The 23052-nt window shown below is 53.7% G+C and carries 19 protein-coding genes and 1 pseudogene; 16 read left to right on the top strand and 4 right to left on the bottom strand.

Annotated elements, in window-relative coordinates:
• The first annotated feature begins 9 nt into the window (after positions 1–9).
• From HYE77_RS19900 to HYE77_RS19880, 5 genes are read left to right on the top strand one after another with little or no spacing between them, the layout of a single operon-like run.
• Positions 10–474 carry a hypothetical protein gene (locus HYE77_RS19900; protein ID WP_177069181.1) on the top strand — a complete coding sequence of 155 codons (465 nt, stop codon included), beginning with the start codon at positions 10–12 and terminating at the stop codon, positions 472–474.
• Positions 471–1163 carry a hypothetical protein gene (locus HYE77_RS19895; protein WP_177069180.1) on the top strand — a complete coding sequence of 231 codons (693 nt, stop codon included), beginning with the start codon at positions 471–473 and terminating at the stop codon, positions 1161–1163. Before HYE77_RS19900 ends, HYE77_RS19895 begins: the two co-directional genes overlap by 4 nt.
• Positions 1163–1579, top strand: coding sequence for a hypothetical protein (locus tag HYE77_RS19890; protein ID WP_177069179.1), 417 nt, complete (start codon positions 1163–1165; stop codon positions 1577–1579). The genes HYE77_RS19895 and HYE77_RS19890 overlap by 1 nt, the downstream gene beginning before the upstream one ends.
• A 3-nt stretch (positions 1580–1582) precedes the next feature.
• Entirely contained in the window at positions 1583–1831 is a 249-nt protein-coding gene (locus tag HYE77_RS19885) for a bacteriocin (RefSeq protein WP_177069178.1), read from the top strand.
• A 44-nt stretch (positions 1832–1875) separates the two neighbouring features.
• The gene (locus HYE77_RS19880; protein ID WP_177069177.1) at positions 1876–2094 is read left to right on the top strand and encodes a hypothetical protein; all 219 of its coding nucleotides are present in this window, start codon (positions 1876–1878) and stop codon (positions 2092–2094) included.
• Positions 2095–2187: 93 nt separating this feature from the next.
• Here HYE77_RS19880 and HYE77_RS19875 read toward each other — a convergent pair whose 3' ends face one another.
• The gene (locus HYE77_RS19875) at positions 2188–2559 is read right to left on the bottom strand and encodes a hypothetical protein (protein WP_177069176.1); all 372 of its coding nucleotides are present in this window, start codon (positions 2557–2559) and stop codon (positions 2188–2190) included.
• On the opposite strand from HYE77_RS19875, the gene HYE77_RS19870 reads away from it, so the two are divergent.
• The 3 genes from HYE77_RS19870 to HYE77_RS19860 all read left to right on the top strand — a co-directional run bounded on the left by HYE77_RS19870 (position 2524) and on the right by HYE77_RS19860 (position 7664).
• A complete protein-coding gene (locus HYE77_RS19870; protein ID WP_177069175.1) occupies positions 2524–3723 on the top strand; it encodes a hypothetical protein in 1200 nt (399 codons plus the stop codon). The two genes, HYE77_RS19875 and HYE77_RS19870, sit on opposite strands and share 36 nt — an antisense overlap.
• Positions 3724–3733: 10 nt before the next feature.
• The gene (locus tag HYE77_RS32620) at positions 3734–6928 is read left to right on the top strand and encodes a hypothetical protein (RefSeq protein ID WP_256347382.1); all 3195 of its coding nucleotides are present in this window, start codon (positions 3734–3736) and stop codon (positions 6926–6928) included.
• A 76-nt stretch (positions 6929–7004) separates the two neighbouring features.
• Positions 7005–7664, top strand: coding sequence for a hypothetical protein (locus tag HYE77_RS19860; protein WP_177069174.1), 660 nt, complete (start codon positions 7005–7007; stop codon positions 7662–7664).
• Between the two features lie 387 nt (positions 7665–8051).
• On the opposite strand, the gene HYE77_RS19855 is transcribed toward HYE77_RS19860, so the two are convergent.
• On the bottom strand, positions 8052–9677 hold the full coding sequence (locus HYE77_RS19855; protein ID WP_177069173.1) for a methyl-accepting chemotaxis protein: 1626 nt from the start codon (positions 9675–9677) through the stop codon (positions 8052–8054).
• Between the two features lie 661 nt (positions 9678–10338).
• On the opposite strand from HYE77_RS19855, the gene HYE77_RS19850 reads away from it, so the two are divergent.
• Positions 10339–10584 carry a hypothetical protein gene (locus HYE77_RS19850; RefSeq protein WP_177069172.1) on the top strand — a complete coding sequence of 82 codons (246 nt, stop codon included), beginning with the start codon at positions 10339–10341 and terminating at the stop codon, positions 10582–10584.
• 258 nt (positions 10585–10842) lie between these two features.
• Here HYE77_RS19850 and HYE77_RS19845 read toward each other — a convergent pair whose 3' ends face one another.
• Together HYE77_RS19845 and HYE77_RS19840 are read right to left on the bottom strand one after the other, a co-directional pair.
• Complete coding sequence (locus HYE77_RS19845; protein ID WP_177069171.1) at positions 10843–11361, bottom strand: GNAT family N-acetyltransferase; 519 nt, start codon at positions 11359–11361, stop codon at positions 10843–10845.
• On the bottom strand, positions 11319–11633 hold the full coding sequence (locus tag HYE77_RS19840) for a DUF1778 domain-containing protein (protein WP_177069170.1): 315 nt from the start codon (positions 11631–11633) through the stop codon (positions 11319–11321). Before HYE77_RS19840 ends, HYE77_RS19845 begins: the two co-directional genes overlap by 43 nt.
• Before the next feature lie 373 nt (positions 11634–12006).
• Between HYE77_RS19840 and HYE77_RS19835 the strand changes: the two genes are divergently transcribed.
• From HYE77_RS19835 to HYE77_RS19805, 7 genes and pseudogenes are all read left to right on the top strand, one after another.
• Positions 12007–12237: a hypothetical protein gene (locus HYE77_RS19835; RefSeq protein WP_177069169.1), complete on the top strand. Its 231-nt coding sequence runs from the start codon at positions 12007–12009 to the stop codon at positions 12235–12237.
• Positions 12238–12478: 241 nt separating this feature from the next.
• Positions 12479–12778, top strand: a pseudogene (locus HYE77_RS19830) (lysis system i-spanin subunit Rz); the annotation flags it as partial.
• Between the two features lie 268 nt (positions 12779–13046).
• Entirely contained in the window at positions 13047–14147 is a 1101-nt protein-coding gene (locus tag HYE77_RS19825; protein WP_177069168.1) for a hypothetical protein, read from the top strand.
• Positions 14144–14473: an STAS-like domain-containing protein gene (locus tag HYE77_RS19820; RefSeq protein WP_256347381.1), complete on the top strand. Its 330-nt coding sequence runs from the start codon at positions 14144–14146 to the stop codon at positions 14471–14473. Before HYE77_RS19825 ends, HYE77_RS19820 begins: the two co-directional genes overlap by 4 nt.
• On the top strand, positions 14470–15009 hold the full coding sequence (locus tag HYE77_RS19815; protein WP_177069166.1) for a hypothetical protein: 540 nt from the start codon (positions 14470–14472) through the stop codon (positions 15007–15009). Before HYE77_RS19820 ends, HYE77_RS19815 begins: the two co-directional genes overlap by 4 nt.
• A gap of 204 nt (positions 15010–15213) precedes the next feature.
• Positions 15214–15789, top strand: coding sequence for a hypothetical protein (locus HYE77_RS19810; protein WP_177069165.1), 576 nt, complete (start codon positions 15214–15216; stop codon positions 15787–15789).
• 498 nt (positions 15790–16287) lie between these two features.
• Positions 16288–22917, top strand: a complete 6630-nt coding sequence (locus tag HYE77_RS19805; RefSeq protein WP_177069164.1) for a DUF3320 domain-containing protein — start codon at positions 16288–16290, stop codon at positions 22915–22917.
• The last annotated feature ends 135 nt before the right edge of the window (positions 22918–23052 follow it).

The following is a 23052-nucleotide window of genomic DNA, read 5'->3' as shown; positions in this document are numbered from 1 at the left end:
GGCTTATCAATGATCGAAACACAAGAGCAATTGCTCGCCCGGGTACTCAAGGGCAACCCTGATGCAATCTCATTTTGCGAGACGCTGTTCTCTATCTCGCAGACCCTGGATGACATCGTGGACGGTGATAAACCTCTGACCCCAAACGACGTCTACCAGGCGTTCTGGCTCGCGCTGATTGAGCTGCCCATCAATCCGTTCTACCGCCACTTCGAACACTTCGTTCGCCCGCTGATGGCAGGGGCACTGCAAGACTGGCGCGACAGCGTCACCCTGGAGAGAGAAGGGGACCACCACGGTCGTAGCTTGGCCTTTGTCTTGCGGGATCAGCTCACCGGTCTGGTGGTGCAATGCGCCTACCTCATCGGCGGGAGCGCCTGGATGGCCGAGGTTTCCGCCGGCATACGTCGGTTTTTCCACGACGAGACCTTTTCCGCCTACAACCAGGAATTGATCAAGGAAGTTGCACAATGAGTGGCGGTGGTGGAAAAACCGATAATTCGATACAGGACACGCCCGAACAGAAGTATGCCGCTCAAGTAGCTGCGGAAAAGTGGAACTACGCCCAGGAAAGGTTGGCGCCGGTTGAAAACGCGTACATGAAGCGCGTGGATGACATGGATTCGGCCGGCAGCATGGCCTACGTCCGCGGCAAGGCGAACGCGGGAACTCAACAAGCACTGTCGTCGGGCCTGAAGCAGGTCGACCAAGGCATGGCCCAGCAGTACGGCCTGAATCCAAACAGCGGCCGCTCCGTCGGTGCCCAGGCCGATCTGGCCGCAAGCGTGGGGGCGGCGGGCGGCGATACCATGGCTCGTGCACAGTTCGAACAGAAAGGGCAGAAAATCGCCGGGCTCAGCAGTGTGGCAGCCATCGGCCAAGGGCAATCGTCCCAAGCACAGGCGGGCCTCAACACCGTCGCCAACCAAGCTGCTCAAGACGCCCAGTCCGCAGCGTTTACGAATTTCAATCGCAAGTCTGCAAACCTGCAACTTGCAGGTGCCGCTATGGGAGCTGTTGCTGGCGGAGCAGCCTACGGGCTTAACAACATGGCCCCAGCCAAAACAAATGTTGCCAACTCAACCGTCCTCAATCCTAAAGGGCTGAGCGGGAATATTTACGACAGCGCCAACGGCGCCGCCAATTTTGGGGGGTATGCCTAATGCCTTACTACGTCGATCCGAATGCAGCGTTCGCTGGAAAACAAGGTGCTTCCACGGTGCTGGGCCAACTGAGTCGCTCCCAGTGGGACGATTGGAAAGCTCGTTTTCAGCCCTACGTCGACAAGCTGGCCAGCATCGCCACCAGCGAATCTTTCGCAGGCGAGCAGGCTGCAACCGCCACCGATTCGGTAAATAAAAGCTTTGATAGCGCGGCCCAGGGTTTGCAAATGCAGCAGCAGGGAATGGGATTGATGCTGTCACCCGCACAGCAGGCCGCCCAGGACCGGAAGATGCAACTTGGCCGAGCATCTGCAACTGTGGATGCGAGCAACAACGCCCGCGTTTCGGCGCGCGACCTGCAAGAGCAAATCATGGCCGGCGGGATGGGCCTCAGCGGATTGAAGCCGGGGAGTTAAATTATGGGATATGGACTGATTGGTCTTAAGCAGGAAATGCAGGGAGAAGCTATGCAAGGCCTCTCGCAGGTGTCTCAACAGCAACAGCAAGCCAAGATTGCCGAGGACCAAATGAATCAGCAGGCCAAGGCCAATACTCAATCCAGCCAGGTAGGCATGGCTACAACAGGCGCCATGGTGGGCTCAGCTTTTGGCCCTGTTGGTACGGCAATCGGAGCGGGGATTGGCTACATCGCTGGGTCGTTTATGTAGATGGCTGCGCTACACTCAAATTTTTATTTCTTTGAGAATCGCTCATGGAACTTGCGCTTTGGGTTATCGCCATCTTGCTTCTGCTCATTTACTTGCTGCTCCGTCAGGCGGTGCAGCTGCTGAGGAAAGATCTACCTAAGCTGATCAGGGTTGCCTCAGACTTGAATGTAGAGCGATTAGATCAGGTTACGGAGCGGGTAGAGGATGTGCGCGGAAGCATCGATTCACTCGCTTTAAACCGCTCGCATGAACTGGAGCGGTGAAAATAAACAACCTTTTTCATTGGACTACAGCAGTCATCCTGCCGAGTGATGTCCGGGAAATACTATTGTCGGGAGACAACAATGGCAGGCGGATTAGATACCCGTGGCGGAATGGATGGCTTCACCCAGGGCTTTGGCCTGGTAAGCAATCTCCTCGCGCAGAAGGACCAGCGAGCACTCCAGCAGGCTCAACTCGCTCAACAGGCAGAGGACCGGCAATACGGTCGCGAGATCCAGCAGCAGGAGATGGGCCTGCGCAAAGACGACTTGGCGTATCGCCGGGAAACTGATCAGCGAAACTACACTGACACTCAGGCCCAACGTCAATACCTCCACCAGCGCGATGCCGATAACGCTGCGCGCCAGGATCGCCAATTCCAGGCAACCTACGGCCTTCAGGTGACCGGTCAACGGCAGGCGGCGGCGAGGATGCAGCGCGAGGATCAGCGCTTTGACCTTCAGCAACAGCAGCTGACCCGCCAGATCGGCCGGCAGGACAAAGCTGAGATGCAACAGCAGGATGCGTTCACAGCGAAATCGGCTTATGCCAAAATCGCCGCCGGCGGTGACCTGGATGACAACGACCTCGAAGTCTTCAAGCGCAACCCATGGATGGACCCCCGGCACGTCCTTTCTCCCGCGATGCAAGGCGACGTGGCCACCGCCGGCAAAGTATTCACCGGAGAGCTCAACTCCAATGCACCGGAAGCCTTGGATGCCGTAAATCGGGTGTTCGGTCCTGACATCCAGAAGGGGGGTGGGGGCAAAAAACGCATTGTTCAGGTGATGCCCGGCCAGACCGAGGGCACGGTGGTGTTTGAGCTGGAAGTCACCGGTGATGACGGGAAGAAATACACCGCGCCCATGACCAAGAATCGTGGCACAGCGAACGATGCTGACGACGAAGTGCTCGAGGTGCCCATTGAGAAGTTGGTTGACCGTGTGTCCGGCTACAAACTGCTGAGCGGAGTTTTCAACACCCCTGAAAACAGGCAGGCCGCGCTGCGGTATGGTCAGCAAATGGGGCTGGCCCCGAAAGATCAACTGAGCAAGCCGCTTGCGGCGCCGGTTCAAAAGGCCGAGGACAAGGATCTGGAGGCGATCGCCGCGGCATCAACCATGAACGATCAGTTGTCGAAAATCGGTGAGCAGATCACATCCGGGAAGCTCAACCTCGGCCCGGTCAATAACAAACTCGCAGCGGCGCGCAACGCGATGGGCATGAGTACCGAGGAGTCGAGGAACTACGGCTCGCTCAACTCGACACTCGAGCAATTACGTAACGCCAGTCTGCGCCTCAATGCCGGTGTGCAGACGGACGGTGACGCCCAGCGAGCCTGGAATGAGCTCATCACCAACATCAACGATCCGGCGCTGGTGCAGCAGCGCCTGACTGAAATCCGTGCCCTGAACGAAAAGGCAATGGAGCTCAAGACCAACATGATCCAGCAGCGCCGGCATAACGCACGTGCTGAGCCGCTGGATATCGGCACCGTCATTCCGCAAGTCGACCAGCAGCGCGGCCTCAGTATGCCTTCGGCTGGATCACAGCCTCGTCAGCCAGCAACAACCTCGAAGGCACCACCTGCTGAACTCCCGCACGGTGCCAAATTCCTCGGCTTCGAATAAGGAGCAAGCCATGCCAATCGCAAAGTTTGAGATGCCGGACGGCCGTATTGCTCGTTTCGAGATGCCCGATGGAGCCACCCCGGAGCAGGCTCAAGAAGTGTTCTCCCAGATGGCCAAGATGAGCTCGCCCGCCGCGGACGCACCGAAAAAGCCTGCAGCACCAGAGGTCGGCGCTTTTCGGGCGGGCTTGCGAGGCCTGAATGACGGCCTAACCTTCGGGTTTGCTGACGAAATTTCCGGCGGCCTGGCAGCCACGCTTGAGCCGCTGGTCGGTACCGGCAACCCAGGCAAGACTTGGCGGGAGCGGTATGACCAGAATGTCGCAGGTGAGCGCAACCTCGATGCGGCCTCTCGTGACCAGCATCCGGTTGCAAATATCGGCGGCGGATTAGTCGGTGGTGTTGTTCCAATGCTTGCCAGCGGCGGTACCACTGCCTTGCCTGGCCTGGCGGCTCGCGCTTCGGCAGCGGCAGCTCCCACGACCGCGCAAGTTATTGGTCGGTCGGCAGCCACCGGTTCGGCTTACGGCGGGTTGTATGGCCTGGGATCAGGCCAGGGGGATCTCGCTGACCGCATTCCTAGCGCAGTGGAAGGGGCGGCACTCGGGGGTGTTGTAGGCGGTGCTTTACCTGTGGCAGCAGTAGCCGTCGGCGCCGTCAAGCGTGCGCTTACTTCATCAGAGAACTCGGCAAACCGTCAACTTCAGCGCGCGCTTGAGCGAGACGGCATTAGCCTTGAGGAGTGGCAGCGTCGGGTTCAGGCCATGCGTGAAGAAAACTCGGCCGCTCTGCCCGTCGACGCTGGGGGCGAGAACGTAGCAGGCCTTCTGGAGCGTGTAGCGAACACGCCAGGTGCTGGGCGCACCAAGATCATTCCAGCGCTGAACGAACGCCAGGCAGCTCAACCTGATCGCGTAGCTGAGCAACTGTACAGGCTGACCGGCGCAGGTCGTGGCCGTGACAAACCGGTGGCTATGTCCGATTCCAAAGAGATGACTATTTGGCAGCCGCCTGCACCGGGCTCGCGTGAGGGCGATGCGATGTCGAAGGTCGCCGACGATATGGCCGCCGGCGGCACACCAGAACAGCGCCGGAGTGCCTACCGTGCCCTTGAAGACACGATGAAAGAGCGCGCCAAAGCGGCCGCGCCCTTATACGAGCAGGCTTACAAAGAGCCGGTGCCCTGGACCAAGGAGCTTGAGGAGTTAATGGCCCGCCCGGCTATGCAGACGGCATTCCGTGATGCTAAGACGCGCGCTGGAAACCAAGGCCGCCCGTTCTACGGAAAGTTTGTGGAATTGGCCGACGATGGAACGTTCACCGTCAAGGATGTGCCCAGCACCGGCGACCTGGACATCATGAAGAAAAACCTCGATGACCAGATTGGCGCGTTCATGCGGTCGGGGGAGAAGGGCCGGGCAGGCGACATCATCAACATCAAAAACAAGCTGCTCGGCATCATGGATGAGCACAGCCCCACCTATTCCAAAGCGCGAAAAGTCTGGTCTGACGACTCCAGCTATATGGGCGCAACTGAGAAAGGGCGCGATCTGATTTTCAATCAAAAAATGAGCCCAGAGGAGTTCGCTGACACTTTCCGTAGAATGTCGCCTGCCGACCGAGAAGGCTTCGCGACTGGTGCGGTTTCGTCTGTGATCGGCAAAATGGGCAGCAAAACCAGCACTTATTCGGACGTCGTCCGAGATCTCAATTCACGGAACATGCGCGAGAAGATCGGTGCAATGTTACCGAATAAGGCTGCGCGGGACGGCTGGAACACTTTGCTCGATCAGGAAGTGGCGTCGACCGCTCTCCGTCAACGAGCAACGGGTAATAGCGCTACCGCCCGGCGAATGGCCGAAGTTGATGATGAGAGCGGGGCGGTGGAAAGGGCGGGCGGAGCGCTTGCTGATCTTATGGGTGGGCGCTTCTTGGCATTGACCGGTAAGACTATCGCGGCTGGCTACAAAGGCACCCGTGATCGACTGCACGCTCGTTCGGATGACGCTGTGGCGGACCGGTTGCTCAAGCCCGAAGTTGCGGCGAAGGCTCAAGACGTTCAGCCGATGCCCGCGATCGAGGCCCCCTCGCAGGTAGCTGCACCAGGTGCTGTAGTTTCGGCCCTGGGCGGCGATGAGTCGAAACAACAACCAACCCCGCCCGAGGCCGCGCGCGCGTCAGTCGCTGCTGGTATTCAAGGGGCTGATCGCACATCCCCAGCACCTGTGGCAGGGCAAATCACTGCGGGCAACATTGATTTGAACGCCAGGCCCACGGTCAGGAACGCAGACGGCTCGATCAGCACCGTTCGATCAATGTCGATCGGCATCGATGGCAAGGAAGTGCTCATTCCCACAGTCAGCGATGACGGCAGGATCATGTCGGATGACGAGGCGATCCAGACTTATCAGCGCACCGGCAAGCACCTCGGTATGTTCAAGAACCCCGAGAGCGCTAATGCGTACGCTGAAAGGCTGCACGAGGACCAGGCGGAGCAATATGGCGACAAGGATGGCGCTAAGCCCGGTGACGTTCTGCCGGTGGCTGGTGACGATCAAGCCGCCTTGCCCCCTGCCAAAGCGCTGGACCTCGCTGCCCGAAGTGCCGCTACCTCTCCGGATAACGATCTGCCTGAACCGAGTACTGCCCAGAAGGAAGCGGGCAACTATCGCAAGGGGCATATCAAGCTGCAGGGGCTGAACATCGCCATCGAGAACCCACGCGGTTCTGAGCGGAAAGGCGTCGATGCGAACGGCAAGGAGTGGTCGCATTCCATGTCCGACCACTACGGCTACATCAAGCGCACCACCGGTGCTGATGGCGACCAGGTTGACGTGTACGTCGGTCCTGAGCCTTTCAGCCAGCGCGTGTTCGTCGTGAACCAGAAAGACCAAGGCTCAGGCAAGTTTGATGAGCACAAGGTCATGCTGGGCTACACCAGCCAGGCGGCGGCGATCAAAGCCTACAAGTCAAACTTCGATAAGGACTGGAGCGTGGGCGACGTCACCGAGATGAAAATGCCAGAGTTCAAGGCCTGGCTCAAGGCTGGCAACACCGCCAAACCGCTGGCAGCCGCGGCTTCGAAGCCAACCGTGAAGTCCATCAATGCCAAAATGGCAGCGGTGCGCCTCGGCGGCATGAGTGCTGAGCGCAAACAGCAGGAGCTGGCCAAGCTGACCCAGGAACGGGAACAGGTCGCCAGTTGATTGAAAGCGGCCTGCTTGTATAGGGGCCGCACCCCACATAATCCGGCCGTGAGGCCCCACCCAATAGGTACTCCAGATGCCTGGACAATCTCCAGACTCGTCACTTTTCACCGATCCGGACCGTTTGAAACCTGGGGAGCGAGAGCCTATCCGCGCACTGAATCCGCTGCCGTTGAGCGGGCAGGCGCTTTGTTCATGCAATTGCGGCTGGTTCGGCCCCGCTGGACAGCGACAGGACGGCGCGTGCCCAGCGTGCGGCTCAATCACGGCTAAAGCGCCCAGCAAGGCGGTTACCCATGTCTACGAGACCATGGCCAAGCTGCTGAACGACAACAGTGAAAGGCTAAAGGGGGCTCAAATCGACTGCATTTCGTTGCGCGCAATGGTGGACCAGTCGGTTCAGAATTGCCGAACGCTTCAGGATGTCCAAACCCCGCTTACCGCAAAGGCGGCTGCATTTGACGCCTCAATGAAGCTGATCGGCCTGCCGGCGGATACGGCGCCTGATGTGTACCCAGGGGTCATTCAGTCCATTCTGCACGACCAGCTTCGCTACACCATGCACCGCGATGTGCTTCGCCTCGATCAGGCTACGTGGGATTCCGTGCAGGATTTCCCGCAACACAAAATGTCAGCCTTGGACTACGACCAGGCGGTCGACCGGCAGATCTCGCGCTGGCGACGTGTTCAACAACATGCTCAAGCTCGACTTGAGGATGAAGATCGCCTGGTATAGGTGGAAGCTACTGAATCGCAGGGAACTGGTTAGCGCCTGACCCCTCACCAGCAGTTTCCCAGCAAGTATTAACGACACATTAAGAAATTATCTTGCGCCAAGTGCAACAGTGCTTTGCTGGGCCATAGTCATTGCCGATGATGATGTGCGGCCGTCGTTCGTTCTCAACGCAGGGGGGGGGGCGCTAATGACTTGAAAGTGCCTTCCACATTCATCAGCGTGGTTTATTCAACCCATAGACCCCAGCTTGACTCTCCGCTTGCTCGAAGAACTATCATCATCGCTGAAGACTGGTGCCAAGGGATGATCGCCCTGCGTGCCTGTTAGAGATATGTTGCTGGTTTTCTCTATTAACCTAAAATTTAAGAGCCATAAAGCTGGTGTGGTTTATATTTTGAAACGACCAACCATTTGATTAAGAGATATTGCAAGCCTCGAAAGCTCATTACTGGCTAGCAGAGTCTGATGAGTGCCCTCGCTACTTTGAATGCTAAGTTCTCGAATACTTATTAGGGCCCTATCTACCTCTCTCGCAACATGGGCTTGCTCTTCGGATGCAGTCGCTATCTGTTGATTTCTATCGTCAATCAGCTGAACGGCCGAAGTAATAGCTTTAAGCGACTGGCCAGCTTCCTCAGCTGTCTGCCGAGTGCTATGGGCTTCATGGGTGCTACTTATCATAGACTCCACAGCTTGAGCGCTACCTGACTGAATGCTGGAGATCATTTGTTCGATTTCTTGAGTTGCAGTTTGAGTGCGATGGGCAAGCGCTCTAACTTCATCTGCTACAACTGCAAACCCTCTTCCTTGTTCACCAGCTCTAGCAGCTTCAATGGCAGCGTTTAGTGCTAAAAGATTAGTTTGCTCCGCGATCGCTCGAATCACACTTAAAACCTTACTTATGTCTTGCGTTTGTCCGGCTAATAATTGGACCTGTTCAGACGTGAGCTCAATCCTGTCGGTTAAACTCCGCATTGCCTTGAGTGTCTCATCAACTTTATCATTACCGGCCGTTGCCGCTTTATTTGAGTCACGAGCTGATTCTGATGTGGAAATAGCGTTACGAGCTACCTCATCCACCGCAGCGCTCATTTGGGTGACTGCAGTAGCAGCCTGCTCGATTTCACTATTTTGTTGCTGAAGGGTCACACTTGCACCCTCTGTTATTGAACTCATTTCAACTGCGGCAGTGCTAAGCTGGGTGGCAGCTTCCGATATTTCGCCGATAGTGTCGCGCAAAGTGGCTTGCATGGTATTAAGCGCTCGCATTAACCTCGCCGACTCATCATTTCCTGTAACCTGAAGAGACAGCCTCAGATCACCTGCGGCTATTTCTTCTGCCATCTTCAAAGAAGAGTTCATTGGTCGAACTATGCTTCGAGTGAGTGCGGTTGCGAGTAGGATTGTTAGAATCAATGAGATGCCAATTACTGAGTCGACAATGGTAAGGCTCCGTGAGTAGACCGCCGTAGCAGTAGTACCTGCCGTCGCCGCACCTTTGACGTTGTGATCTCTTAGTGCAGTAAGCTTAACCTGGTAATTGTTGGCGCGATCTCGCTGTTCTGTATTTGCAAATTCCACAGCTTTCTCATGCTGCGTTCTGTCTAATTCGATTATAGTTTTGAGCCCCTCAATATATTTCTCCATGGTTGCAGCTGCTTCATTAAATGTAGAAAGTTCTTCTTTGTCTGATATTAAATTTTTTCGGTAGTATTCTGTTTGCTTGTTTAGTAAGTTTTGCGCATCGATTAATTGTTGTGCGGCTGTAATTTTTTCTTCTTGATTAGAGGTGGCCAGCAAGCGAATACTTTCTAGTCGGGCGCCTAGCAGTGCAATCTGTATATCGTCAGCAGTCTGTATGCTTGCAAGCCAATTGGTTTCAATATCCTGTTCAGTTCCTCTTAACTTGCCGAGTTGCACATATGAAAAGGACCCTAAGGCAATAACAAGCATGGTGATCATACCAAAACACAGGGCCGATCTCGGAGCGATATTGATGGAACGAAAATTCATAATGCCTCCATTGGCAGAAGCAGACGTGCTGCTAATATTGTTTCCTTATCGGCAATAAACTCTAAAGCATTAATAAAAAAATTCTATCGAAAGGTAGCTTTTATTAGAAAACAAGCTTTCCTGGGGTTTATGGTCACGTAGGTTTGCCAGTTCTAGGCCTCATCAATCGCGATTATTGAGTTGAGGGGAGTTCGGAAGATGCCTCAAGAGGTGAGCCGATGAAACCGCTATAGTAGTCAATAAGTTTTATCTCCCTGATCGCTGATCACCTATGACGAAATAGCTCAGTAAGTGCTAGTCCAAAATGAGCACTGATATGAGCGTAGCAGTAATTTATGCTATTCGCTCATAAGAAAATAGGTTTACTTATCAGATAGTTACAGGCTCGGTGGCGAGTGTCCCAGACTCGCTGTTCATGGTGTGCGCCTCCAGCAGGGGCTGCCTGCTACAAGGTTAGTGAATCCTTGCATTGCTGGGCAGCACGTTCAGTTCCTAGATTCCGACAAACTGTCGACTTACCCATAGAGGAGGAGGCTTCCTCGTTCCCTGGTACCTTCTGTCGGATGCTCTGTCGTTCAGGTATGCGGTGATGGCAATTTAGTATCGCGGCGGCTAAGAATGTACCCTAGCGAGTTGCCGCTATCACCTGAATGAGGCGTGTATGAAGTGGATTCTGCGACTAATTAACCTAGAAGGCGAGAGCGTCTATAGCGAAGCCATGGACATCCATGGCAATAGGCGCGTATGTCGTAAACAACAATTCGCCGAGCAGTTCGAAAGCTTGCCCTCCGCTGAGCACGGATCGAACTATTTCCAGCTGTTGTGGGAGTTTCGCGCTTACGTTATTGAAATTGTTGAAATACACGATGCAGAAAGCCTTGGCGTATCGGGTAGGTCCGCACTTTGATCCGCCGAAAATGCAGATACCTGCGAATCTCGTGACTTCCGAAGCAGGCACAGGCGGCCCTCGGCTCTGACCAAAGCCTAATCAACCTTCGCGAAATTTCGATCCGGGATTCTGCAGGCCTATCAGGGCCAATCCGCGGAAGGATGTAGCCGAAAAACAGGCGAGCTGGCGATCATGAACTGGTAGCGATCGCTATCAGAGCAGTGGCATATCTGGCCGCAGATGCCTGCGGCCAGGGTGCTGTCTGAAAATGAACAGTCAGACGAGAGGGAGCATCATCGCTATCGGTGATAGCTGGGGACTGCGAAGGAACCCAGCTTTTTCGTAGAGACCTACAAGCTGCTCATTGAGCGGGTGCACTACGAGCGCGGTTGACGCGACCGCTTCAGATGCGGCGAGAGATCGCAACACGGCATCTTGAATGAGGTCCAGCGACAAGCCTTGGCCTTGTAGCGTCTTACAAACTCCCATGCGGCCCAAAATGGTAATGGGGTGCTGATCTGGGGAGTTGCGCTGCGCCTTTTTTGGAACAACGTCTGCCCGCATTATGGTCCCGCTCGAGAGCGTGTAATAACCCACGACCACGCTGGAGCCTTTCAGGCAGGTGACAAGAACGGTGGCAGTCTTGGCGAGCTGGGCCTTGATTGCCTTTTTCTTCAAAAACTCGTTAATCGAGTCCTCACCACAGTCGAACTGATCAACATCGTGGTGCTCATTAAGCTTCTCCGGCTGGCTTAGCTCCAGCGGGTCGGCCTGTTCAACAATTTCTGTAGCCATTGGTTGCTCCTTACGGGATTGTTCTGTAAGGCTTGCTCAAAAGCGTCGAAATCATTATCGGCAAGGACGAACAGACGCTGGTCCAAGATTACTTCCTCTGCTTTTTTACAGGCAGCATCCAGGATAAAGCTGGTCCGATCACTTCCCGACAAGGCTGCGGCCACATCGATCAAGTCTCGTTTTTTAAAGTCGACCCTCATGTTGATAGGGACGGGTTTGGTTTTGTCTATTGCAGAGCTGCAAGCGGTTGTTGCCACGGTTTCGGTAGTCATATTCAGGGTCCTTGCAAGTATCGAGATGTAGTTACATTCGCCTCCTAATTTATTTGATGGTGAATCGGCTGGTCTGGAGATTCATGACTGTTTCCTCTAAGTAGTGGGAGTGCCACTGGATCGGTTGGTGGGAATACCACCGGAACGCCGTTTTTCCACGGCACGGGCAAAAGTGGGCCCGTGAAAAAATCATAGCCTTATGTGTAGCTGTTGTCTACACGTAAAGCAGATGCATACACAATTTTGTCAGCGGCGTAGGCGGCGAGCATCCTGCGATGGATGACTGGGTGTCGAAAAGCCAGGTCAAACGAATACACGGGGCATCTGCTATTTGATAGCGTCCAGGGACCAACCTGAAAAAACGGAAGATGGAATGGCGATCAAGATTACGGCACCACTTGTGAATGGCGACTTATGGGACCCGCTCGACGAAAACGCGTCAGGGGAGGACGCAGTGGAGCTGATATGCGGAGATGATCTGCGACCGCCGCCCACCAGCGTGGTCATTACCGTCACCACCGACTCAGGCAAACGGGTAGAGGTCTGGATACCTAACTCCGGCAGCTGCACGGCCAGTGTGAGGATTGACGGAAAATCGGTGTGATGGGAGAGAAATTTGCTGTCTAAAAATACCTCAACCTATTGCGTATTCATTGCCCTAAACGGCAGCTAAATCATGATTGAGTTTTAGACAGCAAAGGTCTGAAAGCCACGGATTACGTGGCATAAGCACGTCTCCGGCCCATACAGCTGCATTATGGGCGCTTGAGTCATAACGAGCTCCGCAAATCCACAGCCTGTATCAAGGGCTCGACTTCGGCCTAGGTGAACCTGCTGCCGTCATAGACGAAGTACATGCCACCGAGCAGCAGCTCGCCACCTAGGACCAACAACACACCAAGGAACTGTCTGATGCTAAACGTGCCCAGGCTGCTTTGCGTGATCGCCTTGCCACTGCTGATGTCCGGCTGTCAGTCCTCCTTGCAGAGTATCCAGCCGGTGGCTGTAACGTGCCTACCACTCCCGGCGCCATCGGCTTGGTTCATGCAACCCGTCGAGCCAAACTTGACCCAGCGCATGCGCAACGAATTGTCGCCATCACCGACGACGGGGATAACGCCAGAATTGTGTTTCGGGCCTGCTAGGCGTAAGCCCGGAGAGTTTCTGGGCATGATTGAAGGTGCGAAAAATTTCAAAATTGAGCGCTACGCTGTCCAGTTGCGCTTGTGATAGCAAGGAATCTGATCTTGACGGCATGAGCTATTGTGGGAGCCGATGAGTGACCTTCAGACCGGCTTTTGATAATGTGCGGTGCTGTCACGCCGAGGACAGGATGATGGTAGACAATCTATCGCCTTGGCCAGTTGCCGAAAGGTGCCGCAGCAAGGAAGTTTTGACCAATTCGGAATAAAGATGAAGCGAATCAGCGCAGAACATAGGGAGATGAAGCAGGCTGCCGGGGAGGCCCGATGGCTCACACGACTGCGTCGAAAGAATAAAATTTATATCCCTGGAAAAGTTGCGCCCATACGAGCTTTGATTGATAGGGATATCTTTATTGCTCCAAGGTACATATCTATTTATGAGTTTGAAAGCAGGGTTAGCCCATATAACGAAACAATGGAGTTTCTTCACCAGATCAGGAAGAAATACCGGTGTCGCGATTGCGTAGTTGACTTTTCTCAAACAGAGAAGATATCTGCAGCGGCATTGGTTGTTGTATATGCCGCAATTGAACTCGCTGGGATGGGTCGATTAGGTAAAGCCAGTGTTTCTCTGTCTCTCAAGTCTCCTGCGGTTAATAGCGCAATAAAATCTAGTAATTTGCATAAGCTTATCAACGGTTTTGAGATTAAATATGCTCTTACGAGCTCCAGAAGTATGCCGATTGTATCTAGTGTTGGCAGAGAGCAAATGGATGAGGTCGTCGATTTTATTCAGCGTAGAATCTACGATGGCAAGATGAGTCCGACGCAAGAGCATGTTTATGGCGATGCGGTATCAGAAACTATTAATAATGTGAGGTTGCACGCGTATCCCGGGGAGCCAAACGAAAATAAACGTTGGTGGCTTATGTGCAGTACTTTTGGCAAGCAACTATACTTGGCGATTTATGATTGCGGGGTAGGGATACCTAAAACTGTAGTGGAGCAACCCTGGTTCTTTCCGCTACTGAAATTTACTGATCCTAAGCTTTACGAAGACATGACTAAAGATATACCAGATTTCGAAAGCTCGGGTGTTAAGATTTTCGGTGCAATTCCCACCAAAGTTTCTGATGAAAGATTGATTTATTTTTCGATGCAGAATGATGTTACTGGAACCCGTCAAGAAAAACATGGCCAAGGCAGTAAAAGTATCAAAGCACTAGTGAATGATACCGATGGTGGCGTATTGTGGGTTTTTAGTAACAATGGTCTGTATACATTCAATGAGGACGGACAGCAACCAGGTGCGTCTAGGCTGAGGAATAAGTTTCCTGGTACGTTGGTCCAATGGAATATAGAGTTATGAGCCAATATACAATTAGTGTCGTGAAAGATTTTAGTAAGCGTCCATACGGTAGATATCCTGATGACGGGGACGGCTGTGGTCAGTACTTTCGAGAAAAGCTCCTGGCGCCGAAGTTGCGAGAGTACGACAAGGTTCACGTAGAGCTTGATGGTTACAATCGATATGGTCGTTCTTTTTTGGATGAAGCTTTTGGTGGATTGATCCGCGAAGAAGGGTTTACTTGGGATGAGCTGCAAGACAAGCTGACTTATTCTCACGAACTAGTTAAAAGTATTGAGGCTCTGATTAAAGATCGAATTGATGCGGCAGGTGGTAAGGGGAAATGAATTTTCAAAACCTTCCCGGCCAGCTTATAGTTTTATTGATCGGTTGGATGTTTACTATTTATCTTCAGTATAACGCGAATCGAAGATCGGAGGCTCTTAAGCGGAAGGATAAAATTATCGATAGGCTGGATAGCTTGTTATCTTGGGTCGAGGATGAAGTTGGGAAAGAAAGTTTTGATGCAAGTCGAGCGGAAGAAGCATATACCGGTCTTATGCTTGAGCTAGAGTTGCGCGTGAATCAGTTTAATGGTCATGTTCACACACCGATAGTAGATGTTGCTATGGTCGGGGCGTTAAGGGGGTTAGATTTCTTCGAGGTATCAGGCAGAGAAGAGCTCAGCTATAAAGCTAGAGCCCTAGCATCCCAGATAGTTGAAAGGATCGAGGTGGGCTGTGATGAGCTGTATTTTAGCCGCTCATTGCTGAGTCGCGTTAATAGGTTCGTGTATGAACTAAGTGGAGTAGCTTTTGGGTTGTTATCAATTCTGATTTTCACTTTATTGATTTGGACTTTCAGTAATTTGTCTTTTGGGTGATTTTCTGTCTCAGCATTCAAATTAGTGAGTTTCTGATGGCAGAATGTCTCTCTATCTATCAAGGGCTTACGTTTGTTCCAGGGTGACCTTGACATGGTGGGAGTACGCGGGTGGCTACGCCTGTGTTGAGAGAGCCGCAAACGCGGAGCTGGTGATATGATGGCGTATAGTCATCATTGTAGGTTTTAAAAATTGCATATGCGAATGTACGTCTTGTTGTTCACTGCTCTCTCCCTGTCTGCCTGTTCTGGCCTGTCGCCCTATCGTTCTGTCGGGCCAGTGGATGAGGCTCTTAAAGCATGCGGCCTCGGGTACTCGACAGAAGTCAGTGCAGCATTCAAAGGTGCCTTCCAATATGCAGACGCGAATAAGTCAAAAGGTATAGATTTCAGTGCATCTATGCAGGACTCCTTGAAAACCCAGCTTACGACCATGCTGGAATCCAAGGAAGTAGGCTCAAAGGAGCGTGCAGAGATTATCTCTAATACTCAGGCTTGCGTCATACGGCTGAGCGATGCTTACAGGCCCAAGGCAAGAAATGAACTCGTGAATGCCTGTATAAAAGATGTGCAGGGAAGATTGTCCGGCGCGGGCTCCACCCAGTCGACGGATACGGTCAGAGGTTGGGTTGTGGACAGCGAGGATCGGGTTGGCGGCATCGACCGGTTAAGGATAAAAGCAGCGCTTCATAGCTATAGCCGGGAAACTCAACCCGTAAGCTTCTATTGCCTGATCAAGGACGGCTCCTATGAAGATGTTGAAGCTGTAAAGGTCAACTGAGAACGGGGCGCAAAACCTTCCCTGTAGGCCGCGTGTTTTCGTTTGCGTAAGCACAAAAAATCGGATGATTTGTCATGTAAAAAAATGACTTTTATCCATATAAAACAGTAGGTTGGGTGTCCACAGTCCCCAGCATGGGGTGCTAGGGGTCGAGTGTTCGAATCACTCCGTCCCGACCATATAATTTAAAAAGGCCGCGAGATTTATCTCGCGGCCTTTTTATTTGCCTGCATTTTTACCCCCTCCCCATAAAACAGCCGGCTATGAATAGCTTTCGGATGTGGATTTACCATCGAATCTGTTCTGCGAACATCAGCCTCGGCCTGATATCAGAGATCAATAGATGGGGATCCGATGACGGCATGAGAAGTTAGTGACGACCAAAGGCACATTACGGCTCTCCCTAGAAGAGATATCATCCCGCCATCAGCTCAAGAGGGGCCTCCTGGCCGGACAAATCCGGCACTCCCTCGAGCATCACGACAAGGATTGTTGCGCATGGACGACATTGTTCAGCCCCTCACGCTCCCAGAAGAAATCCAGCCTAAAGACGTAAAAATCCTTGCCACTCTGGTGGCAAAGCTGAACCTTGCGGATTTTCAGAACGCCATTCCTGTGATACGCGAGCTTCGCATATCGAACGAAACGAGTGATCGTTTCGTCAATGCGACTCTTACGCTTAGCTCGGCCCCCGAGGTGTTTAAGTCTAAGATCTGGCGGATCGACGAGATCGCTGCAGATAGCTTCCGGGTCATACCTGGGCTTGATCTTGTCTTGGACGGCCCGTTGTTGAGTCGCCTGACAGAGTCAGAAATGTCGACCTTTACGTTTGTCCTCGAAGCCGATGACAAGGAGGCGAAGAGCGGTCGCAAGGAAGTTGCTCGGCTTGAACAGGTCGTAGACCTTTTGCCCAGAAACCAGTGGGGCGGATTGCGGCATTTACCAGATATGACTGCGGCTTTTGTTCAGCCGAATGATGCAGCGGTTGAGCGGTTGCTCAAACAGGCAGCCGAGTTGCTTCGTCTTAGCGATAAGCCGTCCGCACTTGACGGATATGAGGGTGGCCCCAAAAGAGCTTGGCAGTTGGCGTCGGCAGTGTGGGGCGCGGTGGCGCGCATGAAGCTCGACTATGCGTTGCCGCCGGCCAGCTTTGAACAATCAGGACAGAAGATTCGTAGCCCCAGTCAGCTTGCTGACTCCGGGTTGGCTACTTGTCTCGACCTGACTCTGCTTTTCTGCGCAGCATTGGAGCAGATTGGTCTTAACCCCGTGATCGTATTCACCCATGGTCATGCTTTTGCTGGTTTGTGGCTTAAGCCAGAAGAGTTTACAACTGCCGTGGTGGATGATGTCACTGCAGTACGTAAGCGGGTGAAGCTTCAGGAGCTCGTGCTGTTTGAGACCACTCTTATTACCCACGCCTCGATACCGCCATTCTCTTATGCGGTAGAGATGGGCACGAAACAGGTAGCCGAAGACGCTGAAAGTGTTTTCGAGATGCTGCTAGATATCCGTCGCGCCCGTTTGCAACGTATCAAACCGCTCGCCAGCTCAGAGGCTCAGATTGCACGTGTCGCCGTTGCTGAGTCTGATGAAGCCCCATCGCTTCTTGTGGAGGAAGGGATTGGCATCGCCGATGACAATATTAAGGTGCAGGTTGAGGATCTGTCTAAGCTCGACCCAGCAGATCGCCTCGGCCGGTGGCAGCGAAAGCTTCTGGATCTGTCGCTTCGAAATAACTTGCTCAATTTCAAAATGGGTAAGCGAGCGCTGAAGCTTGAATCTCCTGATCCCGGTGCTCTTGAGGACATTCTTGCAAGTGGACAGTCTCTGAAGCTGCTTACCAGGCCTGACCTGATGGATGGCGCAGATCCGCGTGAGCGCACACTCTATGAACAGCGTGAGCGAGAAGATGTTCGCCGTCGTCATGCTGAAGATGCTCTCAAGCGTAGGGAAGTATTCGTTGCGCTGACGTCCGCCGAAATGGATGTCCGGTTAACTGAGTTATATCGAAGCGCTCGTACTGCTTTGCAGGAGGGTGGCTCCAACACGCTTTTCCTGGCCATCGGTTTCCTTAGTTGGACGCGTGAGGATAGAGCTGGGCAGAAGTACAAAGCGCCACTGGTCTTGGTTCCTGTCACTTTGGAGCGTAAGAGCGCACGCTCCGGATTCACCATGGTGCTGCACGATGATGAGCCTCGTTTTAACCCGACTCTGATCGAGATGCTGCGTCAAGACTTTGAGCTGGGCTTAGGTTCGCTGGAGCAGGAGCTGCCTCGGGACGACTCCGGTCTGGATATCGTAGGCATTTGGAACAAAGTTGGTCATGCGATTAAGGACATCGCTGGCTGGGAGCTGAACGAGGACGTTGTGCTCTCGATGTTCTCATTTGCCAAGTATCTCATGTGGAAGGATCTTGCCGAGAATGCAGAGCACCTTCGACAGAGTCCAGTAGTCCAGCATCTTCTGGATACGCCACGGGATTCGTTCATCTCCGATACCCCGTTTCCGGAGGCTGAGTCTCTGGACCGTGATTACGGCCCGACTGATGTGTTCTGCCCACTGCCATCTGATTCATCTCAGCTTGCGGCTGTGATGGCCGCAGCCAAGGGTAAAGACTTCGTTCTCATCGGCCCACCTGGCACGGGTAAAAGCCAAACGATTTCCAACATGATCGCCCAGTCGATCGCTCAAGGGCGCCGGGTGCTGTTCGTGTCTGAGAAAATTGCTGCCCTGGATGTCGTGTACCGGCGCTTGCGTGAAATCGGTCTGGGTGAGTTCTGCCTTGAACTTCACTCCAGCAAAGCTCGGAAAACGGATGTCCTTGCTCAGTTACAGTCGGCTTGGGAAGCGAAAGGGCAGGTAGATGCTGCCGCATGGGAGGTGGAAGCGCAGCGGCTCGCGTCCCTGCGTGACAGCCTCAATATTTATGTCGAGCGTCTGCATCGCCGGCACCGCAACGGCTACACCATCTACGATGCCATCGGGACGGTGACATCGGGTGTTGATGAGGCAGTAGCTCCACTTGGTTGGCCATCTCCGGAAACGCATGATCAGAAGGCCATGCTTGAACTTCGAGAGTTGGGCGACCGCCTTGAAGTGAACGCACAGGCTGTGGGTTACAGTCAGCTGGCAGGCAACGCTTTGTCCGGGGTAGGCCAAGCAGAGTGGTCGCCTCATTGGCAGCAACAATTCGTGCAGGCGGCTCGTGACGTGCTTCCCGCTGTGCTTGAAGTCCAGAGAGCTGCCGATCGCTTTGTTGAGCTGTCTGGGCTTCCTGTTACGGAGTACACCCCAACAGCGCTTGAGGGGCTATCGATCCTTTCTCGAGCACTTCCTGCTGCCGCTGGGCATGATTGGCGTTTCGCACTGCGCCCCGATGCTCGCTCGATTTCTAAACGCCTGAGTGACGGCTGCACTTGGGTCGACGAACACCGGAACATTAACTCCAGACTCTCATCCTTCTGGTCCTCTCGTATTACTGCTGAAGCTAAACAAGGCATTGATCTGCTGCAGCAACGCCGCGCTACATTCGTTGATCTAGGCCCGGCCTGGCCAGAAAATGTCACTGACGTTCTCGGGCAAGCTGTCACATTGCTGCGTCAGATAGACGACCTCAAGCACCAGCTAACGGCGTCCTACGGGGATGCGATTGAAGTACTTGATACCGAACTCCTACTGCGCGAATGGAAAGAAGCGGAGGAGTCTTTCTGGCCTAAGTCCTGGTTCGGAAAACGCCGCATCGCTGGGCTATTGGCGCCGACGCAGACGTCAACAGGTGAAGTCGACAATGGCAAGGATCTCGCTACTTGGTCAGAGATTCGGTCGGTGCGCAGAGCAATCGATGAGCTGGAGCCAGGTCATGAGTGTGTTGCTGTTTGGCAAGGTGCCAAATCCGAAGCAACGCATCTCGCGACAGCGATCAAGCTGCAAGAGGCTATTCGGCTTCAGAAAAGTAACGCTGCTTGGATCGATGACGGCTTGCAGATGGTTGAGCAGGGCCAGCTAGGTGATGAGCTGAGAGAGGAACTTCACCGGCTGCGTGCGCTGACTCGTCTCGATGCGGGGTTAGATGAGCTGGTTGATCTCAGCTCAGCAACTAGCTCTCTTTGGAACGGGTTGACCACGGATATTGACGTGCTGACTGCAGCTCTGCGCTTCCAGGCTGAACGACGTGACATAGAAGAATGTGGCCGACTTGTCGACGACCATCCTTATGTAGAGGAGGGGCGTTGTGGCTCGTCGTTAAAAGCAGATTTTGAGTTGCTTAAGAACAGAGCAGCAGTTGAGCGAGAGTTGGTAGATCTGGCCGATTTGCGAGAAATCGTTCCTGCCTGGAATGACCTGAAGACGAAAGTTGACGTCGTGCGCAGTGCGTCAGCGTTTCAGGGGGAGATAGCTACCGCGGTGGCGAAGCTGGCACTCAATCCTGAGCAGGTCGCGGCCTACAAAATACCGCTTCAAACTCTGTTGGGGGATGGTAACGCACTACTTGAACCGGAGGCTGCTATAGCCAATGCCGGTGTTGCTCTTCGAGAAAAGCTTGAGTTGCTACAGGCACGAGCGGCGCACCTGACGGCTGTCGGTCATTTCACCGAAATGGGCGTCATCGAAACCGCTCACCTGGCGCTACGTGATATCAAGACAAACTGCGAAACTGTTGTTTCGTCTGAATCGCGCCTTAAGGCATGGTGTGCTTGGCGGAAGGTTCGCGATGAAGCTTACGCTGCCGGCCTGGCGCCGATTGTTCAAGCTATGGAAACAGGAGGCATCGCCTTTGGAAAGGTCCGTCGTGTATTAGAAGTAAATTATGCTCGCTGGTGGCTGAACACGACGGTCGACAACGAAGAGGTGATCCGGACGTTCGTCAGCGTGGAGCATGAGCAGCGCATTCGTGATTTCCGGGCTTTGGATGACAAGTTCACCGAGTTGACCAAGGACTGGCTCCGGGCTCGGCTATGTTCCGACCTACCAAGCCAAGACAGTGTAAGTCGCTCTTCAGAGTGGGGAGTCCTGCGACATGAGATGGGCAAGAAGACTAAGCACATTCCATTGCGGGAGCTGATGAGTCGTGCGCCAGAAGCGCTAACCAAGCTGACTCCATGCTTGCTCATGAGTCCTCTATCCATTGCTCAGTATCTGCCTCCTGCCTCAACGCCATTCGATCTCGTTATCTTCGATGAGGCATCTCAAATACCTGTCTGGGATGCCATCGGCGCCATGGCCCGAGGGAAGCAAGTGGTGATGGTGGGCGACCCCAAACAGCTCCCTCCAACTTCGTTCTTTAACCGCGCTGAGTCGACCGCTGAAGATGAGGATGTAGAGGCTGATCTCGAGAGTATTCTGGACGAGTGCATCAGTGCCAATCTGCCAATGCGTAATCTTAACTGGCACTACCGTAGCCGCCACGAAAGTCTGATCGCTTTCTCGAACCAGCGATACTACCAGTCGAAGCTGGTGACCTTCCCATCACCGTTTACGGCCGACAAAGCAGTACGGTTATGCCCAGTCCCGGGTGTATATGACAAGGGCGGGTCGCGAACAAACTTAATTGAAGCAAGATATTTAGTTGCTGATTTGGTTGCTCGCCTACAGTCTCCGGCGTTCCGCGAAAGCAGGCGGACCGTGGGGGTCGTAACCTTTAACGGCGAGCAACAGAAGCTCATCATGGACATGCTGGATGAGGCTTGCCGGAAAGACCCATCACTCGATTCGTATTTCGCTGAGTCCGAGCTGGAGCCTGTGTTCGTCAAGAACCTTGAGAGCGTTCAAGGCGATGAGCGAGACATCATCTATTTCTCGACCACCTACGGAAAAGACGCTGCCGGTGTGCTGTCCATGAACTTCGGTCCGATGAACCGCCCTGGTGGTGAGCGTCGACTAAACGTGGCAATAACCCGTGCTCGCCAGGAGCTAGTGGTGTTTTCGACCTTGCGCCCAGAGCATATTGATCTAGCTCGTACGCAAGCGATCGGGGTTCGAGATCTTAAGCACTTCTTGGAGTTTGCAGAGCGTGGCCCACGGGCTCTCGCAGAGGCTGACTTTGGTAGCGTGGGTAGTTTCGACAGCCCATTCGAAGAGGCGGTTGCAGCGGCCTTGGCTAAAAAGGGATGGCAGATATTTACCCAGATTGGCGTTTCCTCCTTTCGAATAGACCTTGGGGTTGTTCACCCTGATGCACCTGGACGGTACCTTGCCGGGATTGAATGCGACGGTGCTACCTATCACCGCAGTGCGACCGCTCGTGATCGTGACAAGCTCCGTGAATTTGTACTGCGTGGACTTGGCTGGGAGATCGTTAGGATATGGTCGACGGACTGGTGGGTTGATGCAATTGGAACTGCCGAAAAGGTACATCAACGGCTGAACGAGATTCTAGCGGATTCCCGAGCCAAGCAGGCTGTCATCGACGCCGCTCAAGAGGCAGAGCGACTGAAAATCGACGCAGCTATGGCTGAGGTCATTGAGGTAGTAAGTCAGGTTACTGTGGTCGCCACAGTCGATAGTGTGGGCGAATCCAATGACCCCTCAGGTGCGTTTCCTGATTTGAAGTATGCCAAGTCGGCATCTGTCAAACCAGATGAGGATGTCCTGGCTTTTGCTCGTCCCCTTGAATATTTGATTTACAAAGAATCCGACCCTCGTCAGGCGGTAAGGTTGGTCGATCCAGATCAGTTCTTTGAGGCGAGCTACACGGAAACGCTGGAGCAGATGATTGCTCATGTCGTGGCGGAAGAGGGACCGGTTCTGGACACGGCGCTTGCAAGGCGCATTGCCCGCGCTCATGGCTGGGTACGAACCGGCTCACGGATACGTGATCGCGTTGACCAAATTGCCCGGGCGCGATTCCGCTCACATGAAGAGGAACAGACAGGAGTCTTTTTTTGGCCGACTCATATCGAGTCGGATGCCAGTGTCGTCTTTCGTAAGCCCGGCGATGAAGACACCACGAGAGGGCTATCTGAAATCTGCCTGCCAGAACTACGTGCTTTGGTTGACGAGATGGCGCAGCGGGGGCACGAAGGAGAGGCCCTAATATATGCGGTCGCGAAGGAAGCTGGTGTAAGCAAGCTTGCTCATGCTGGACGTCAACGGATTGAGAGGGCCGTACGTCTAATGGCGGAGTAAACGAGAGACAAGGGGGCCGTGAAGGTCCTCTTACTTCTGGGAAACTGAACGTGCCCTTGCTCTGAGAAGCGTAGAGTACAAATGCGTTTTTTATGGGCTAACTGATGTTTCGGTGTAAGGGGCCGGTGAACACAC

Origin of the sequence: Pseudomonas sp. IPO3774, assembly GCF_013386835.1 — a bacterium.
Classification (GTDB): domain Bacteria; phylum Pseudomonadota; class Gammaproteobacteria; order Pseudomonadales; family Pseudomonadaceae; genus Aquipseudomonas.
The sequence above is the reverse complement of the archived record's forward strand: the minus strand, read 5'-3'. Positions and strand labels throughout refer to the sequence as shown.